Consider the following 16746-nt stretch of genomic DNA (forward strand, 5'->3'; position numbering starts at 1 on the left):
CTTACAGCCTATAATCCATTTAAACTAAGCCCAAATCTTCATCCCGAGTCCATCCTATGTCCAGCATTTTTAAACGCAGTCTCAGCTTCATTATGGGCAGCTTACTGGCACTGGACAGTTTATGGTTACTTGCACTGGATAAAATTCACTTAGGTATTATTCTTCCATTGATCATCGGTATAGGACTCATGCTCTATGCCCTGTTTTTTAACCGGATTCAAAACTTTATTCAGCTCACCCCATTAAGACAGACTTTATGGGGCTGTGCATGGGCTGGATTTTTTCTCTGGCTCGGCACATTGGTGATATTTTTCAGTTATCTACAATATAACATCCAGCAGTTCAATACTGTTCAGCCTGCTTCTGCCGTCATCATACTGGGCAGTGGTATTGAAAAGGGGCGTCCCTCTCCTACCTTAAAACAGCGTTTAGATGTTGGGGCTGCTTATGCCAAACGTTACCCGGAAGCCCTGCTGGTCGTGACCGGAGGTTTAGGATTTAAAGAACAGATTTCTGAAGCAGCCATAATGTCTGAATATCTGCAACAACAGCATCTTGCCCCCTCACGTATTTTATTAGAAGCCAAAAGCACCAGCACTACGGAAAATCTGCGCAACGTACAGCCTTTACTGGCACAGCAACATATTTCGCTGCAGCAGCCTGTTGTCATTGTCACCAGTGACTTTCATATTTTACGTGCCAAAGCTATTGCCAAACATCAAGGTTACCAACAAATATTTACCCTTAGCGCTCCGACTCCGCTTTATATTCGCTATAACTCCTGGTTACGCGAATACTTTGCCTTTATTAGTGGCTGGCTGTTACAGGAATACTAAAATCAGTTCAAACGAATACTACGAGGCAAAGGCAGTTTTTCATCTTTAAACAATTCAGGTTTTTGCAGGTAAATCTGATACAGATAATTTTTGATATCCAATAATAATTTTTCTGGTGCCACCAGCACATTTTGACCTTCTGGCGTCAAATCCATCGATACACAGGTACTTTCCTGACGTAAAAAAGGAATGACTTTTTCAACAAAATCTTTGAGTGAAATATCCTCAACATGATAATTTGCCCAATTGTCTTTCACCAGCAATTTTGCCAGGCCTTTGCTTTGCCAGATGGCAAATGCACGCTGACCGGTAGGCGTTGCACATAATGCCCAACCATCTTCATACAGGGCATGAACATAACCTTGAGCCACAATCGTTTCAACAAATTGTTTATAGATCTCTTGCGCGTTATAAGTATTATTTTGGGTTTTAGACGCAGCCTTGCGTTGATATGGATTTCTCATGATTTTTCAATAGTTAAAATTATTATTAACTAAAGATTTTAGGAGAAAAATAGAATTTGATCAAGGAGAATGTATGGTGGGCGCTGACGGGATCGAACCGCCGACATTCTGCTTGTAAGGCAGACGCTCTACCAACTGAGCTAAGCGCCCTGAGGGGTAAAAAATAACATGGTTATTTTTTATGACGCAAGACAAGCGAAGCGCGTAGTCTTGGTATTGATATCTTAAACTCAGGGATTTAAGACATTTTAAAAATGGCGCAGCGGACGGGACTCGAACCCGCGACCCCCGGCGTGACAGGCCGGTATTCTAACCAACTGAACTACCGCTGCATCACGATACTTATTTCTAAGTATTTATATCTAAAAAAGAAAATATCTTCAAAAGATATGGTGGGCGCTGACGGGATCGAACCGCCGACATTCTGCTTGTAAGGCAGACGCTCTACCAACTGAGCTAAGCGCCCTCAAAGGGTCTTGCATTTTTGATTCTTAGGATGGCGCAGCGGACGGGACTCGAACCCGCGACCCCCGGCGTGACAGGCCGGTATTCTAACCAACTGAACTACCGCTGCATCACAAAAAATCTGGTGGGCGCTGACGGGATCGAACCGCCGACATTCTGCTTGTAAGGCAGACGCTCTACCAACTGAGCTAAGCGCCCTCAAAAGGTCTATCATGTAAATGGCGCAGCGGACGGGACTCGAACCCGCGACCCCCGGCGTGACAGGCCGGTATTCTAACCAACTGAACTACCGCTGCAATTACACAATGTCGCTATTGTGGCAAACGAATATTAAGAACTTAAGTGGCGCAGCGGACGGGACTCGAACCCGCGACCCCCGGCGTGACAGGCCGGTATTCTAACCAACTGAACTACCGCTGCACTAAAGTGTCTTACATTAAAGAGCTTGGTGGGCGCTGACGGGATCGAACCGCCGACATTCTGCTTGTAAGGCAGACGCTCTACCAACTGAGCTAAGCGCCCTTTAAACGTCTTCATCGTTTGATGAGGTGCATTATAGAGAATCCTGACAGACTGTCAAACGCTTTTCTGACTGTTTTTGGTTTTTTACGTTTGAGTGATTAAAAAATAGGTTGTTTGCTATAAAAACAAACAATTTCGATAACTTATTTACTATTTTCTGCAAAAACCCAAAAATCACCGAGTCATTTTTAAGCAAAATATTGCAATAATTTTTGAACTACTGGCGAATACAGCCGTTTTTATCTGCTATATATTCAGCAGGATGTTAAGCTTTTAATGCTTTATCACGTTATTAATCAGCGAGTGCCTGTGTACCGTCCTTTAAATTCAAACGCTGTTCTGAAATAAACACCAAAGCATCCTCAGCGATCAGTTCGAATAATTCAATCACATCTTGATTACGCATCCGGATGCAGCCATGTGACAATGGAATCCCCATAGGCTCTGTATCGGGGGTGCCATGAATATAGATATAACGCTGAAAGGTATCACAGCCCTCACCCTGATTAAAATTTTCTTCCAGACCGCTTAACCAAAGGATACGCGATAAAATCCAGTCGCGTTCAGGATATTGTGCAGCCAATGCTGCATCATAGACTTCACCGGTTTGCTGCCGTGCTTTAAAAACTGCATTTTTCGGAGCACTATGACCAAATTTAAGCGCCACTTTATGCCAGCCCCGAGGAGTCTTGCCGGAATTTTCTTGCTCGCCAATCCCGTTTTTACCTGTAGAGATGACATAAGATTTGTTATGTTTGGGCAAGGTCAGGTGTTGCCCGACCAAATCAATCCATATATCCGCCTGTTCTAAAGAATATGCCATAACAAAATCACTCACCATCTTTGATTGGTTCTGCTGAAGGTTCAGGACGTAGCCATAACCAGATGGCCACTGTCAGCATGGTCAGATCAGTGAAGATTTTCACCAAAAGCGGTGCATTGGTAAATAACATGATGATTCCACTGATCATCATCATGATAGTGGCGAACCATTTTGCCTTGCGTGGTACGGTGCCATTTTCACGCCATGCCCTTAAGGTCGTCCCATATTTAGGATGATTCAGCAACCAGGCATCCATTTGCGGCCAGCCTTTCGAAGCCGACCAGGCAGCTAAAATCAGAAATACTGTTGTTGGCATACCCGGTAAAAGTGCCCCGATAAAGCCCAGGATGACAAAAATCATCACTAAACTTCGCCAAAACAACATTTTCATAGCACTACCCTATACAACTAATTGCGGTAGTATAAAGTGTTTTTGCATATTATCCGTTGTCATTCTGCACTTTTTAATTTATTGCCCGGGGTTGCTATGTTTGCTTTAAATCAGGTCACTCATATTGAAGAACCGTGGTTGCAATTTAAAAATTTACTGGTTCGGCAACTGGCCTTTTGTGTATGCAGTCCAAATATTTTAGCCCACATCCCGTCCGAAATGGTACTCAAGCATGCTTTTCAATTTCATGATGATGCCGTATGGCGTAGCCATTTTCAGAATTATCACTCCAGATTGCTGTATTTAGATCAGCATCCACAAGAATTAGAAAGCTTTTTACAACAACTCAAAAGCACGCGCTTAGGGCTGCGTTTTGAAATGCTGGTCTGGTTCTGGCTGCTCGATCAAGACTATCACCCTTATCAACTGCTCGGTCACAGCATTCAGAAAATTGCGGGACCTAAAACCTTGGGTGAACTCGATTTTCTGTTATTGAATACCGAAACCCAAGCCATTGAACACTGGGAAGTGGCTTTAAAATATTATCTGGCGGAACGGGATTGTTCTTTGCCCTACTGGTATGGCTTAAACCGTAGCGATACTTTATTGCGAAAATTAAATCATTTTAGCCAAAAGCAGTTTCAGTTTGAGGATGCACTAGAACACAACATTGAGCAGCGTTTTGCGGTACTCAAAGGACAACTTTATCTACCTATTGGAAGCACAACAAACAGCCTTCCCAACTGGGTCAATCGACAGCGACGTTTAGGCTGTTGGGGAAGCGATATTCCTCCGCAAAGTGCTCAATTTTACCGCCTACAGCGACTCGAATGGATCTGTCCGCAGCAGCATATCAGTAGCGATACCGCACAGTGGTGGAGTAACGGCTTATATCTGCAAAAAGATCAAAATAATTTCTATATGTACCGCAATGCCCCGCTACTTGCTCAAGAGATGCATCGCTAATTTTATGAGAATTGTCTATTTTTATAACAAATGTTTACTTTTCTACCATCAAAAAACCCTATTGTTTAGACTGTGCATTAATTAACCTGAATTCACATCAAAATAATGAATGACTTGGAGATGATGATGAAAAAAATTCTTGCTGCTTCCCTCATTATTGCGTTTGCTTTAACTGGCTGTAATACGTTTAAAGGTATGGGTAAAGATGTATCTAAAGCTGGAGAGGCTGTAACCGATACTGCAGAAAAAACTTCTGAGGAAATCCGCAAAAACTAGTTTGTCTTCAGCGCACAGAACCCTATCCAAGATAGGGTTTTTTTATACCAATTTTAGGGCAGTCATTCACATTCAAGGACATATTCGCCTATTATAGTGCAGACAAATTTATCGACTTATGAAAATCGCATGACCTCTTCCGCTACCCTTGATTTAAGCCTGCAACTGCTACGTCAGCCTTCTGTAACACCAATCGATCATAACTGCCAAAATATCATGGCGGAACGTCTGGAAAAAATCGGCTTCAATATTGAACCGATGCGTTTTGAAGACGTGGACAATCTATGGGCACGTAAAGGTACTGAAGCACCTGTTTTATGTTTTGCAGGTCATACTGATGTGGTACCTACCGGGAGTTTAGATGCCTGGAATTCGGACCCCTTTGTACCGGAAATTCGCGATGGTAAGCTGTATGGACGTGGCAGTGCCGACATGAAAACAGCCCTGGCAGCGATGGTGGTGGCTTCAGAGCGTTTTGTAGCAAAACACCCAGACCATAAAGGTTCTATCGCATTTCTCATTACTTCCGATGAAGAAGGCCCATCCATTAACGGTACCGTGAAAGTTGTTGAAGCTTTAGAAGCCCGTAATGAAAAAATGACCTGGTGTCTGGTCGGTGAACCGTCCAGTACCAAACAGTTAGGTGACGTGGTCAAAAATGGGCGTCGTGGTTCATTGAATGCCAAATTGACTGTGAAAGGTAAACAGGGACATGTGGCTTATCCTCACCTTGCCATCAACCCGATTCATACTGCCTCGAAAGCCCTGGCTGAACTGTGCGATACGGTGTGGGACAATGGTAATGAATATTTTCCTGCAACATCTTTCCAAATTTCCAATATCAATGCCGGCACCGGTGCAACCAACGTGGTTCCAGGCAGTATGAATCTTTTATTTAACTTCCGTTATTCAACTGAAGTTACTGCTGAACAGTTAAAAGAACGTACCTTAGAAATTCTAGACCGTCATAATCTTGATTATGATATTGAATGGACATTATCTGGCTTGCCATTCCTAACCCCAGTCGGTGAACTGGTCAATGCTGCTAAAAATGCCATTCGTAATGTCACCGGTATTGAAACTGAACTTTCTACCAGTGGCGGTACTTCTGACGGCCGCTTTATTGCTCCTACAGGTGCACAGGTGCTGGAACTCGGTGTATTAAATGCCAGCATCCATCAAATTGACGAACATGTAAATGTTGCTGATCTGGAACCGCTTGCTGAAATTTACGAACAAATTCTAGAAGGCTTATTGGCTCGCTAAAACAGTAACCACATAAAATAAAAAAGGAACTGAACAGTTCCTTTTTTATTACCCACCTTTTATAAATGCTTCAACATTACAATCCTAAAGAAGACTGAATGTGTTCGAGATTAGGCACATAAAACACCTGATCTCCCATCCGTACATACTGGAATACATCAGGGTCTGTTGCCGTGCGTTCTTCATCTACCACTTCAGAAATACGCAGACGAATCGTTTTTGGCATCTCATTACACATCAGGGCAAAACGCTGACTAACATCATCGCCTTCAATGACCAATGCTACACCCGTTTTGCGCTCCGGATCATTCACAGCATACACTGGCAGCTTCAATTCATGCCATTCCACAAAAGGCACCTGTGTAGTGCTATCCAGCGCAGACAAGACAATGTTTTGCGGAAGAATCATCGCTTCCTTGCCATGACACTCAATGATATAGGTATCGATAAATCCGGTAGATACCGTAATAAGGTGATGTAACTCCTGTTGTGAAATGCGATCAACAGCAGAGTTTGAAACACTATTTTGGCTCATTCAATTACCCCTGGCTGGTTTCTAACAAACTTTCAACATTTTGCAGCAATTCCGCTTCCTGGAACGGTTTACCCATATAGTGCGTTACGCCAAGGCTGAATGCACGTTCGCGATGCTTCTCGCCTGTTCTTGAAGTAATCATAATAATAGGCAAGTTTTGATGCACGTCATGGTGACGAACCAGATTCGTGACTTCAAAACCGTCCATACGCGGCATTTCAATATCCAGCAACATCAAGTCTGGTTTGACATTTTCCAGCTGCTCCATGGCATCAAGACCATCTTTGGCTGTCACCACATCAAAGCCTTGACGCTCAAGTAAACGTGAGGTCACCTTACGTACAGTCACCGAGTCATCGACAATCATAATCAGGCGGCGTGCATTACTGTAACGCGAATGCTCACGTTGATCAGACACATGTTTAAGACGTTGAGTGTTCTGAATTTGTCGGGCAATATTCTGACCATCCAGAATCAGACAGACTTGACCATCACCTAGAATAGTCGCTCCGGCAACAGCGCCAACACTTGAGAATTGCTGACCGATCGGTTTCACCACAATTTGTGCACGCGAACCAATCAGCTGATCCACAAGTAGTGCAATAGTTTGACCGCTATTGCCTTTAATCAGCAATACAGGTAAAGAATGGGCAACATTACTTAAACGTGGTAAAGGCTGATTGGACACAAATTCGGATAAATAACGCAGTTTGTAACTGGTGTTATCAATTTTAAAGAAGTCTTCTTTACTGTTGAAATATTTTTCCAGTGCTGATGGTGCAATACGTACAATACGGTCAATTTGTGCCAGTGAAATGGCAAACTGCTGGTCGCCTGATTTAACCATCAAGGCATCACTTACAGCCACCGTAGTTGGTACGCGAATGGTAAAGGTGGTCCCTTTACCCAATTCAGAATCGATGGAAATATGCCCACCCAGCGCCTTAATTTCGCTTTGCACCACGTCCAGACCTACACCGCGTCCGGAAATTTGCGTCACTTCTTTGGCAGTAGTAAATCCAGGATGGAAAATTAATTGCAGGATTTCCTGCTTATCAATGGATTGATCGGCTTTAATTAAACCCAAGCTGAGTGCTTTTTCTTTAATTTTTGTTTCATCAATCCCTTTACCGTCATCACTGAATGACACCAGTACATCTGTACCTTGACGGCTAATATTGAGAACAATTTTCCCGACTTCAGGCTTTTGTAACTCATGTCGTACGTGAGTGTCTTCCAGACCATGGTCAATCGCATTACGCAGCATGTGCTCGAACGGTGTAACCAGACGCTCTAGAATGTTACGGTCCAATTCACCTTCGGTGTTTTGCACCACCAGCTCGGCCGGACGGTTCAGGGTGGAAGAGGTTTGACGCACAATTCGTTGTAAACGTGGTAATAAACGATCAAATGGTACCAGACGGGTACGCATCAGGCTTTCTTGAATCTCGGCTTGAATACGGGATTGTTGTAACAGTAAACCTTCTGTATCACGAATTTTTTCTGACAGGGTCGTCTTGAAATCGACCAAGTCAGATGCAGATTCCGCCAGCGATTTTGACAACTGGTTTAATGATGAATATTGGTCCATCTCCAGAGGGTCAAAATCGGCATAACGTGAATTATCACCATGTTTGGCAATAATTTGAGACTCGAGCTCACCTTCCATTCGACGTAACTGGTCAGCCAGACGCTTGATCGCCAGTTCCATTTCGTTCAGCGTATTACTAAACTGTCCCAAGTCCATTTCAATACGTGAACGGTTAATCGCATTTTCACCAGACAAGTCGATCATTTTCTCGACCAGATCGGCAGAAATACGGATCATTTCATTGCTGTTGTCCTGTTGATTACTTGTATCCCACTCACCCATCATTGCTGGAGGTTCGGTACCATCACCCTGAACAAATTCAAAGACTTTAGCCGTAGACAGCGTATCCGATTCGGCCACGCGCTTAGGTAACTGCGCAATGACATCAACAAATTCAATCGACTCTAAACTTAATTTGACGCTGTCAAAATTACTGTAATCATGCTCGAAAATGGCCTGCTTTAACCATGCCAAAGTCGTTTGCAATAACAGGTCATAAACATTGGAGTTGAACTGATGCACCGCAAAGCGTTCGAAGGTGGTTTCCAGCTGGTAAGCAATTGCCCCTACCGGTTCATTTTCCACCATACGTGCGCCACCTTTCAAACTGTGGGCTGCACGCTGTAATTGAAGCAGCAAGCTACGGTCACTACGCTGCTCAAACCACTGTTTCAACAGGCTATCTGTAGACTCCAGAATTTCTTTTGCTTCTTCCCAGAAGGTTTCTTCTGCAATTAAACGGATACTGTCATCCGGCTCTTCAACATGGTCTGGAATTGCCAAGGCAACTTCAGCAGCTGTTTCAGCTTCGGCTTTAGCTTCCACTTCAGTTTCAAGCTGAATCTCAGGTTCAATTTCTGTTTCTACTGTCGTTGCAGTTTCAAGTTCTTCAATTTCAGCTGCAACTTCAGGTTCAGCCTGAACTTCGACTTCCGCAACTGCGGTGCTTACAGCCACACTACCTTGAGCGATCGCCTGAATATTATGCAAAATTTCAATCGATTCAGCACCAGAATAATCAATCTGCTCATCGCGAATGACTTGAATACGGTCTGATAGATCATCTTGTACTAAGCGAATAATACTGATGAGTTGCGGATTGACCTCAATTTGATGACGGATCACGCGTTCATAAATGCTTTCCAATTCATGCGCAATTAAGCCAATATGAGTCGCCTGAATCATATTGGCACCCCCTTTAAGGGTATGCAAATAACGCATTAAATTATTCAGTGCCGCAGTATCGGACGGATCTTTCGACCAGGTATTCAAGTCTTGATCGATCCCGCCCAGTAATTCTTCTGCTTCTTCCAGAAAGATATCCAACAAATCTTCATCAAAATCACGATTTGCATCAGCAGCATGCATATGTTCGCGGTCTGAACCAATTTTTTGTGAAATCTGTGCCAGATCTACAATACCTGAAGCAGCAGCTGGTGAGGCTTCAGCTTGAGTTGCAGGATTCGGTTCCTGAACTTCGAACTGTTCAAGATCCTGCTGAACAAAGGCTGCCAGATCATTCAGAACTTTCTGGATATCTTCCGTTAAAATAACACGCTGACCTGCCGCCAGTGTATCAAACAGATGAATGAACTCTTGATGTGCCTGCCCAAACAGATCATATGCATAGTCGATATTGAGCAGTTCCGGTTTTAATACCAGAGCTTCATAGCCAGACTTCAATTCATGGGTAAATTGATAGATGCCCATCGCAGCACGATTATCAGTATTGTCCAATAATTGCTGTGCCTGCTGACTTAAGGCCTGAATGTATTCCGGATATTCTACTTTGGCACGTTTTTCAAATTCGAATTCAGCATCCAGAAGTAAATCAATATTCAATTCGAGCAGTTTGGACACCAGACCTTGCGGATTAACATCCTCATCCACTTCTGCAGAACTGAAACCATAGTCGTCCCATGCCGAATTAAAGGTGGCATATATCGCATCAAGTTTCTGGGTCTGACCCTGTCTTAAAGTATGTAAATAATCACGGACAAATTCAGCATATTGAATTAGCAACGCAGTCTGGCTGGAGGTAGAGACAATTTCTTCTTGTAAAAGTGTTTTAAATAAGTTTTCAACCTTGGTACTGGCTGCAAAAATCTGATCAATATGTGCCATAGAAGAGCTGCCACGCAAGGTATGCAAGGCACGGATCAGGCCATTATAATCCTGATATTGTTCCTGTTCATTTTTCAGGAACTGGTCAATCGTGAGCAGATGTTCTTCCGCTTCTTCAATAAAGATCGCGACCGTTTCTTCAATATCATTGTTGTCGTCTGCTGCGACTGACGCTACTGCAGCCGTTGTTTCAATTGCCGTTTCAGGCTCTGATTCAATAGATGTTTGATCCTGCAATTCCAGGCCAGTGAGACTATTGACACTGGTCAGTGTGCTAGACAGTTCAAGCAATTCTTCTAGTGCAGGCTCCAAACTGACCTGCTGCTGAATTTGCTGCCCCAATAAAACTAAAGGTCTTAAGTCGATATCAGCATTTTGAACAGTTTTGAAAATTGGGTATAACTTGTATTGATAAATATTAAATACAGTTTGGGCAAATCGTTGAACTGTGCTGTCCAAAGGTACTGTGCCGGAAATAACCCGATTTAAAGTATCTTCAACCGCCCATGCCAACTCACCCGCAGATTTCGCCCCAACCATACGGCCAGAACCTTTAAGGGTATGAAAATGACGGCGAATGGTCGTTAAAGTTTCTTGGTCATTCGGATTTTCCAACCAAGTTGTAAATAAAGTACTTAATTCAACGAAGATTTCTTCTATTTCTTCAACAAAAATTTCTAGAATTTCTGCATCTTGATCAAGATAACTATCTTCAGGAAGCGTAGTCGTTTCAACTAAATTTTTTAATATTTCTTTCATAGCTTAGGCTTCTTACGTTTATCTGCCACCAAGAAGGTTGCTCAAACTTAATTGTCACCATCACGCGAGACCTAACTTTGAAGTTAAGTTCATCTTGTCGATGCTTGATCTGTGTCTTATGGATATTCCCTGCCCGAAAGCAGGGAATATCACTGCAACGCTTTTTAATTAACTTAGTCAGGTAATTTAAAGTCGGTTACAGATTCACGTAATGATTCGGCCATATTTGCCAGTTCCGATACCGAACGTGCTGTATCGAAGGTTGCTGTTGTGGTTTGCGAGGTAATTTCTTGTACGACATTCATCGTTGTCGCAATGTGACCAGCAGAAGCAGACTGAAGTTTTGCAGCATCCGAAATGTTGGCAATCAATCGCGCCAGGTTGGTCGATACGTTTTGAATTTCATCCAGTGCCACACCGGCATCTTTGGTTAAGCTTGCACCACGAACAACCTCGGAAGTGGTTTGCTCCATCGAAATTACAGCTTCGTTGGTATCTGTCTGAATGGTTTTTACCAAGCCTTCAATCTGTTTGGTTGCAGAAGCTGAACGTTCCGCAAGACGTTGTACCTCATCGGCTACCACGGCGAAACCACGACCAGCCTCACCCGCCATAGATGCCTGAATTGCAGCGTTCAATGCCAGAATGTTGGTTTGGTCGGCAATATCGTTAATCAGGGCAACGATGTTACCAATTTCCTGAGAAGATTCACCCAGACGTTTAATACGTTTAGATGTTTCCTGGATCTGCTCACGGATGGTGTCCATACCTTCAATAGAACGGTTTACAACCTCTGCACCATTGGCAGCAATTTGTACCGAACGCTCCGCAACCACTGCAGATTCTTCCGCGTTTGCAGATACCTGGTCAATAGACATCGCCATTTCGTTAATCGCGGCAGATGCACCGGCAATCTCTTGTGCCTGGTGTTCAGATGCTTCAGCAAGCTGGTGGGTAATGCCTTGGGTATTCGCTGTATATTGCGCAACTTCTTGAGACGTTTCAGTAATACGTGATACCAGGTCACGTAACTGGTCAATCGCGAAGTTAATGGAGTCGGCAATTGCTCCGGTAAAATCTTCCGATACCGTTGCATATGAACGCAAGTCACCATCCGCCAAGTCGGCAATTTCATCCAGTAAACGTAAAATCGCATTCTGGTTACGGTCATATTCTTCTTGCAGGTTTGCCACGCGCTGTTTATCTGACTGGCCACGTAATGCAAGCAACTTGAATACAGAAAACAGGAAAGCAACCAGACACAGGATTAAAAGCAAGGCAGGAAGCGCAATAGCCAAGCTCGAACCACCAGATAGCTTATTCAGGTTGGCTAACAATTCATCCGACTGGGCAAAAATTGCAGCAGAAGCTTGACGTACTTTTACAATTTGCGCCGAGTTTGAAAGAATTGTTGCAGAAGCTGATTTTAGTACATCATCATATTCGCTTTTAATGCCTGTCAGTGATTCACGCAATGCCGGATCATCAATACGTTCTACACCCAGTTCTGCACTACCATTGAGCTGGGCATTGAGGTAAGAACCGAAAGTTTCAGTATCGGCACTGAAGTCATCCGCAGATTCACGCGAGTTATCGTTACCTGTGAGTACCGAACTGATCGAACGCAAAATACGTTCCGCAATGAATACCTGGTTTTTGGCAATAACCACCTGGTTAGACGGCATGTTTTGACGCGCCATTTGGTCAACCATCAGGTTATATTCTGCCTGAATTCCCGGAATCGACTCACCAATTGCAATATTGGTATCGTACAGCTTGTTAATCATTTTCTGTTGAGACGAAATTAAATCAATCCCTTCTGATAGCGATTTCCACTGCTTTTCCACCTCAACCAATGCAGCTGTATGTGGATGAATATCTTTAACCGTTTCCAGGTTTTCAGCAAATTCTTTTTGCGATTTAATTAATTTATCAATCGACTCTTTGGTTCCTGAAGCAGTTGCATCAGTTGCCTGACGTGAAATGGTTTGTGACAATAGACGCAAATCACCCACACTACGTGTCAATTCATTGTTACGCGGTACACTATAGAATAAGTACAATAACAGGAAGAGTGCTACGACCAGAGAAAATGCTGCCCCCAAAATTAATGGTTTGGACTTTTCACTGTCACCAAATACACGTGATAATTGCTCTGTTTGTGATTGAATCTTTGCGACTAAAGCATTCCCGCCATTATGGCTGGTGCCTTCACCTGTATTTTTCTTTTTAAGTTTAAAGCCCATCCAGCTTCTCCCCGAGTTGCGCTATCATTCTTTAGCTTGCGACTATTAATTTATAAATTTTATAGAGGCATTCATGTATTTTGGGTTTTGCAATAAACGACTAAATAAGAAAACATGCCAGTGCTGATTATGCTGATAAAAATAACCCTGACAATATTCTTGTAAATTGCTATCTAATTCACTGTTTTTAGAAAAGAAACTCTTCTTATTAAAGTGTTGAATCCCCAAAACCTGATCTACCACCAAACCGACATAATGGTCATTATGACTAATACACAATACTTTTTGAGTCGGTGAAAACTGACTTCGATGTCCTGAAATATAATGCGCCAAATCAGCGACGGAAAGTAAACGTCCCCGAATATTGGCCAGTCCCATCACCCATGACTGAGTATTTGGAACCGGAGTATATTTTGGTGGATATATCACTTCAGATACTTCACCCAAAGGGGCCACAAAATATTGCCCCATCATCTCAAAAGCAATGCCTGACCATCGGTTTACTTCATTTTCAGTTGTAACGTAGTTTTTGTTACCACGTTTAGCAATCCGAAGTAATTCGATAAATCCATTTGCTGCCATAGAGCTTATCCTGCATTGAGGTGTTGTTTAATCACATCAATTAATTGGTTTTCGTCTACAGGCTTGGTCAAATAATCACTTGCCCCCTGACGTTTCCCCCAAACGCGGTCAGTGGCTTGGTCCTTGGTACTGACAATCACAATCGGAATGTGTTTGGTAGTAGCACCACGGGCAATCTGACGTGTTGCCTGAAAACCGTTTACACCAGGCATGACCACATCCATGAGCACTAGATCTGGCAATTCTGCTTGTGCCATTGTGACACCATCAGCACCATTTGCTGCTTCAATCACCTCAAAGCCATGCTTGGTTAAAATCTCTCTAAAACGAAATGTTTCCGTAGGTGAATCATCAACGATAAGGATACGTGACATGCTTTTCCCCAATAAAAATAAACTTATGCTGTTACGTGATTGCGGATTGCGTTTAACAATTCATCTTTACTAAAGGGTTTGGTTAAATACTCATCCGAACCAACAACACGACCTTTTGCCTGGTCAAATAAACCATCTTTACTTGACAGCATAATGACTGGAATATTTTGATAATTCTGCGAATTTTTAATCAATGCACAAGTTTGATAACCATCTAAACGTGGCATCATAATATCTACAAAAACAATATCCGGATTTGCTTCAGCAATTTTTGCCAAAGCCTCAAACCCGTCTACTGCGGTCACGACTTCACAACCTTCACGTTGGAGTAATGTTTCTGCTGTACGACGAATGGTTTTTGAATCATCAATCACCATCACTTTTAGATTTTGGAATTTTTCGTCCATTTAATGATCCTTCCCATTTTTAGAATGTACAAACAATTTTAGTCAAAAATTTTATTACAAGTTACAAACATTTTTAACATATCTTTACTTGCCTTTTCAACGAACATTTTCCGCACGAAGACTCATTTTAGTCTATTTTCAATAACGACTTCACACTTTCTATCGACCAATGATTTTTTTTTGACAGACAGAGGTTTTTTATTACTTATTTTGAGTCTAATATAGCTCATTTATTACTTTAAAAATAAGTAATTTAGTCAACTTTTATTCGGGGGTTACAATGCAAAGTCAGTTTAAATACAAACTTGCTTTCATTGCACAAAAAAAAATGAACTTTAGATTCATTTTTCTTTCTTTTCTGGTTTTGCAATCGGCATTGGCATATGCTGAAAATCCGCCACCTAAAGCCACCTGGTATCGCTATTATGACAGTAAGGGTATAGCCAATATTAGCACCAATGTCACCCCCAATCATATTCGCTATGGCTATGAAGCTTTGGACCAGAACATGCAGGTCATCCGGCGTAATCGTGCCTATAATACTGAAGCCGATATTAAACAGGCACCGCAACGTGCAGCCCACGCCAAGCAGCAGGCAGCAGACTTAAAACTAAAAAAGGCTTATGGTAATAGTCAAGTTGCATTCGCAAAACGTAATGACATATTAACCAGCATCAAAAAGCAAATTGCCTTTCAGCAAGACCAGTTAAAGCAATTACAAACTGACCGTATTTATTTTAAGCGTCAACAGATTGAACATTTACGTAAAGCTGAAGACATTCCAGCCAGCTTGAAAAATACAATCGAGAATAATCAAAAGAATATTGAAGCAAAAAAAGCAATGATTCAATCATTACAAATTAACTATCGAAATACTCAAGCAAAATACGACAATATTATCGCTCGCTTAAAAGCGCTTGAATAAATTGTATTTAGGCTATGAAGCACTTAATTTAAGTCACAATAAATAAAAAGGATGAAGCTACATGCTATCTGGACAGCATATGAAAAAATCTAAATTAAGTGACCATAAGCAATATTTAACCGGCAGCGTTCTGTGTTTAATTTTATTTCTAACAGCTTGCCAAAAAAATGAAATAGAAAAACCTGTAGAAACCACAACAAAAATTGAATTAATTGAAAAAGATCTAGTTTCCGTGAAGAATGGCACTTTTGTCGCAAAAAGTGCTTTTACCGGTACTCTTCGTGCAGTCAATCAAAGTAGCATACAGGCTCAGGTCACTGCCACTGCAACCCAGGTCTATGTCCAGGTCGGACAGTCGGTCGCTAAGGGACAGGTCTTGGTTCGCCTGAATAATCAAGATAATGCAGCACGTTTAGCGCAAGCCCAAGCCAATTTGTCAGCAGCGCAAGCGCAGGCCAATCTCGCTAAAAATATGATGCAGCGCAAACAACGCTTACTGGATCAAGGTTTTATCTCCAAAGTTGAATATGAACAGGCTGCTGTCGACTATCAGGCGCAACTGGAAAATGTGCATGCGCAACAGGCTAGTGTCAATATTGCCCAAAAAGCCGAGCGTGAAGGGACTATTTATAGCCCCTTTTCTGGAGTAATTACACAGCGCCAGGTCGATGCTGGTCAAACCGTTGCTGCTGGCCAGACCCTGTTTGAAATCGTGGATCCGAGTCAGCTAGAAATTCAGGCCAAATTGCCAAGTGACATGCAAGCCGCTTTAAAAGTGGGACAACGTATTGAATACACCATTCAAGGTAATCCAGCTCAACTGACTGCTGTTTTAACACGCATCTCCCCGATTGCCGATCCTGCCAGTCGTCAGATTGAATTCTTTGCCCGACCGAATGAAACCATTAACTCACTGAGTATTGGTTCTTTCGTGGAAGGCAACATTCTTGCTTCGACTCAAGTTTCAGGTCAGCTTATTCCGCTCGATGTGATTCAGAATATCAAAGATAAACCCTATGTCTGGGTGATCCGCCAGAACAAAATTGAAAAGGTCAATCTGGTCATTCTGGAACAGCGCTATCGGGATAATTTGGCTGTGGTGCAAGGACTGCAAAATGCCGACCAAATGAGCCGTATTAAATTTAATGACCAGGACATTCATCAAGCGGTCGTCATCAATAAATAATAAAAAAT

The 16746-nt window shown here is 42.5% G+C and carries 15 protein-coding genes and 8 tRNA genes; 6 read left to right on the top strand and 17 right to left on the bottom strand.

What is annotated here, in order from left to right; translation table 11 throughout:
• The first annotated feature begins 56 nt into the window (after nucleotides 1–56).
• A complete protein-coding gene (locus tag GTU69_RS02385; protein WP_166167630.1) occupies nucleotides 57–836 on the top strand; it encodes a YdcF family protein in 780 nt (259 codons plus the stop codon).
• 2 nt (nucleotides 837–838) lie between these two features.
• On the opposite strand, the gene GTU69_RS02390 is transcribed toward GTU69_RS02385, so the two are convergent.
• The 11 genes from GTU69_RS02390 to GTU69_RS02440 form a co-directional block, all read right to left on the bottom strand.
• The gene (locus tag GTU69_RS02390; protein WP_166167633.1) at nucleotides 839–1300 is read right to left on the bottom strand and encodes a DUF2750 domain-containing protein; all 462 of its coding nucleotides are present in this window, start codon (nucleotides 1298–1300) and stop codon (nucleotides 839–841) included.
• Nucleotides 1301–1374: 74 nt separating this feature from the next.
• Nucleotides 1375–1450, bottom strand: a tRNA-Val gene (locus GTU69_RS02395).
• Between the two features lie 105 nt (nucleotides 1451–1555).
• Nucleotides 1556–1632: transfer RNA gene (locus GTU69_RS02400), tRNA-Asp, on the bottom strand.
• Between the two features lie 58 nt (nucleotides 1633–1690).
• Nucleotides 1691–1766, bottom strand: a tRNA-Val gene (locus GTU69_RS02405).
• Between the two features lie 31 nt (nucleotides 1767–1797).
• Nucleotides 1798–1874: transfer RNA gene (locus GTU69_RS02410), tRNA-Asp, on the bottom strand.
• Between the two features lie 13 nt (nucleotides 1875–1887).
• Nucleotides 1888–1963 (bottom strand) — tRNA-Val (locus tag GTU69_RS02415).
• 21 nt (nucleotides 1964–1984) lie between these two features.
• Nucleotides 1985–2061 (bottom strand) — tRNA-Asp (locus tag GTU69_RS02420).
• 47 nt (nucleotides 2062–2108) lie between these two features.
• Nucleotides 2109–2185, bottom strand: a tRNA-Asp gene (locus tag GTU69_RS02425).
• A 26-nt stretch (nucleotides 2186–2211) separates the two neighbouring features.
• Nucleotides 2212–2287, bottom strand: a tRNA-Val gene (locus GTU69_RS02430).
• 292 nt (nucleotides 2288–2579) lie between these two features.
• A complete protein-coding gene (gene elsL / locus GTU69_RS02435; protein WP_166167636.1) occupies nucleotides 2580–3110 on the bottom strand; it encodes a cell wall-recycling L,D-carboxypeptidase ElsL in 531 nt (176 codons plus the stop codon).
• A 7-nt stretch (nucleotides 3111–3117) separates the two neighbouring features.
• The gene (locus tag GTU69_RS02440; protein WP_166167639.1) at nucleotides 3118–3501 is read right to left on the bottom strand and encodes a YbaN family protein; all 384 of its coding nucleotides are present in this window, start codon (nucleotides 3499–3501) and stop codon (nucleotides 3118–3120) included.
• Between the two features lie 96 nt (nucleotides 3502–3597).
• Here GTU69_RS02440 and GTU69_RS02445 point away from each other — a divergent pair, with 96 nt between their 5' ends.
• From GTU69_RS02445 to dapE, 3 genes are all read left to right on the top strand, one after another.
• A complete protein-coding gene (locus tag GTU69_RS02445; RefSeq protein WP_166167642.1) occupies nucleotides 3598–4467 on the top strand; it encodes a DUF1853 family protein in 870 nt (289 codons plus the stop codon).
• A gap of 126 nt (nucleotides 4468–4593) precedes the next feature.
• Complete coding sequence (locus GTU69_RS02450) at nucleotides 4594–4743, top strand: entericidin A/B family lipoprotein (RefSeq protein WP_086195980.1); 150 nt, start codon at nucleotides 4594–4596, stop codon at nucleotides 4741–4743.
• Nucleotides 4744–4872: 129 nt separating this feature from the next.
• Nucleotides 4873–6009 carry a succinyl-diaminopimelate desuccinylase gene (gene dapE, locus GTU69_RS02455; RefSeq protein ID WP_166167645.1) on the top strand — a complete coding sequence of 379 codons (1137 nt, stop codon included), beginning with the start codon at nucleotides 4873–4875 and terminating at the stop codon, nucleotides 6007–6009.
• Between the two features lie 76 nt (nucleotides 6010–6085).
• On the opposite strand, the gene GTU69_RS02460 is transcribed toward dapE, so the two are convergent.
• The 6 genes from GTU69_RS02460 to pilG all read right to left on the bottom strand — a co-directional run bounded on the left by GTU69_RS02460 (nucleotide 6086) and on the right by pilG (nucleotide 14627).
• A complete protein-coding gene (locus tag GTU69_RS02460; RefSeq protein ID WP_166167648.1) occupies nucleotides 6086–6544 on the bottom strand; it encodes a hypothetical protein in 459 nt (152 codons plus the stop codon).
• 4 nt (nucleotides 6545–6548) lie between these two features.
• Nucleotides 6549–11018: an Hpt domain-containing protein gene (locus tag GTU69_RS02465; RefSeq protein WP_166167651.1), complete on the bottom strand. Its 4470-nt coding sequence runs from the start codon at nucleotides 11016–11018 to the stop codon at nucleotides 6549–6551.
• Nucleotides 11019–11191: 173 nt separating this feature from the next.
• The gene (locus GTU69_RS02470; RefSeq protein ID WP_086195984.1) at nucleotides 11192–13264 is read right to left on the bottom strand and encodes a methyl-accepting chemotaxis protein; all 2073 of its coding nucleotides are present in this window, start codon (nucleotides 13262–13264) and stop codon (nucleotides 11192–11194) included.
• A gap of 45 nt (nucleotides 13265–13309) precedes the next feature.
• Nucleotides 13310–13846 (bottom strand): chemotaxis protein CheW, encoded by a 537-nt coding sequence (locus GTU69_RS02475; protein WP_086195985.1) that lies wholly within the window; start codon nucleotides 13844–13846, stop codon nucleotides 13310–13312.
• A gap of 5 nt (nucleotides 13847–13851) precedes the next feature.
• On the bottom strand, nucleotides 13852–14220 hold the full coding sequence (locus GTU69_RS02480; protein WP_086195986.1) for a response regulator: 369 nt from the start codon (nucleotides 14218–14220) through the stop codon (nucleotides 13852–13854).
• Between the two features lie 23 nt (nucleotides 14221–14243).
• Nucleotides 14244–14627: a twitching motility response regulator PilG gene (gene pilG, locus GTU69_RS02485; RefSeq protein ID WP_086195987.1), complete on the bottom strand. Its 384-nt coding sequence runs from the start codon at nucleotides 14625–14627 to the stop codon at nucleotides 14244–14246.
• Nucleotides 14628–14907: 280 nt separating this feature from the next.
• On the opposite strand from pilG, the gene GTU69_RS02490 reads away from it, so the two are divergent.
• Both GTU69_RS02490 and GTU69_RS02495 read left to right on the top strand, forming a co-directional pair.
• On the top strand, nucleotides 14908–15552 hold the full coding sequence (locus tag GTU69_RS02490) for a hypothetical protein (protein ID WP_166167654.1): 645 nt from the start codon (nucleotides 14908–14910) through the stop codon (nucleotides 15550–15552).
• Nucleotides 15553–15631: 79 nt separating this feature from the next.
• Nucleotides 15632–16738 (top strand): efflux RND transporter periplasmic adaptor subunit, encoded by a 1107-nt coding sequence (locus GTU69_RS02495; RefSeq protein WP_240921571.1) that lies wholly within the window; start codon nucleotides 15632–15634, stop codon nucleotides 16736–16738.
• The last annotated feature ends 8 nt before the right edge of the window (nucleotides 16739–16746 follow it).

Source organism: Acinetobacter sp. SA01 (genome assembly GCF_011319235.1).
GTDB lineage: Bacteria > Pseudomonadota > Gammaproteobacteria > Pseudomonadales > Moraxellaceae > Acinetobacter.

Bases quoted from the DNA above. Each gene is read 5' to 3' on its own strand.
- GTU69_RS02385 (WP_166167630.1), top strand. From the start codon at position 57: ATGTCCAGCATTTTTAAACGCAGTCTCAGCTTCATTATGGGCAGCTTA.
- GTU69_RS02390 (WP_166167633.1), bottom strand. From the start codon at position 1,300: ATGAGAAATCCATATCAACGCAAGGCTGCGTCTAAAACCCAAAATAAT.
- elsL (WP_166167636.1), bottom strand. From the start codon at position 3,110: ATGGCATATTCTTTAGAACAGGCGGATATATGGATTGATTTGGTCGGG.
- GTU69_RS02440 (WP_166167639.1), bottom strand. From the start codon at position 3,501: ATGAAAATGTTGTTTTGGCGAAGTTTAGTGATGATTTTTGTCATCCTG.
- GTU69_RS02445 (WP_166167642.1), top strand. From the start codon at position 3,598: ATGTTTGCTTTAAATCAGGTCACTCATATTGAAGAACCGTGGTTGCAA.
- GTU69_RS02450 (WP_086195980.1), top strand. From the start codon at position 4,594: ATGAAAAAAATTCTTGCTGCTTCCCTCATTATTGCGTTTGCTTTAACT.
- dapE (WP_166167645.1), top strand. From the start codon at position 4,873: ATGACCTCTTCCGCTACCCTTGATTTAAGCCTGCAACTGCTACGTCAG.
- GTU69_RS02460 (WP_166167648.1), bottom strand. From the start codon at position 6,544: ATGAGCCAAAATAGTGTTTCAAACTCTGCTGTTGATCGCATTTCACAA.
- GTU69_RS02465 (WP_166167651.1), bottom strand. From the start codon at position 11,018: ATGAAAGAAATATTAAAAAATTTAGTTGAAACGACTACGCTTCCTGAA.
- GTU69_RS02470 (WP_086195984.1), bottom strand. From the start codon at position 13,264: ATGGGCTTTAAACTTAAAAAGAAAAATACAGGTGAAGGCACCAGCCAT.
- GTU69_RS02475 (WP_086195985.1), bottom strand. From the start codon at position 13,846: ATGGCAGCAAATGGATTTATCGAATTACTTCGGATTGCTAAACGTGGT.
- GTU69_RS02480 (WP_086195986.1), bottom strand. From the start codon at position 14,220: ATGTCACGTATCCTTATCGTTGATGATTCACCTACGGAAACATTTCGT.
- pilG (WP_086195987.1), bottom strand. From the start codon at position 14,627: ATGGACGAAAAATTCCAAAATCTAAAAGTGATGGTGATTGATGATTCA.
- GTU69_RS02490 (WP_166167654.1), top strand. From the start codon at position 14,908: ATGCAAAGTCAGTTTAAATACAAACTTGCTTTCATTGCACAAAAAAAA.
- GTU69_RS02495 (WP_240921571.1), top strand. From the start codon at position 15,632: ATGAAAAAATCTAAATTAAGTGACCATAAGCAATATTTAACCGGCAGC.